Raw genomic sequence first — 273 nt, 5'->3', positions numbered from 1 at the left:
GGATTATTCTCTGAGGCATAAATATCAATAGTAAGCGTGTTCATTTTCTTTTCCTGTTCAGCGTTTTACTGCGTGACTGAACCACTGACAGATATGCTCAATACGGGTGATAGCGGAACCAACGGTAACTGCCCAGGCACCATGCTCAATAGCATTGGCCGCCAGTGCAGGCGTGTTATAGCGCCCCTCGGCAATAACACGACAACCTGCATGGCTCAGTTGTGGCACCATTGCCAAATCTGGCTCAACCGGCGTGATGGGGCCGGTATAGCC

The 273-nt window shown here is 50.9% G+C and carries 1 protein-coding gene; it reads right to left on the bottom strand.

All coding sequences use genetic code 11. The features are described 5' to 3' along the window. Positions 1-57 precede the first annotated feature (57 nt). Positions 58-273, bottom strand: a 216-nt coding sequence (locus AC1RPT_RS08030) for a beta/alpha barrel domain-containing protein (RefSeq protein WP_481763027.1), incomplete at its 5' end; no start/stop codon positions are given.

Source organism: Dellaglioa sp. CoH-56-MRSF-11, assembly GCF_056782135.1.
This window is presented reverse-complemented; position numbering and strand designations above follow the sequence as displayed.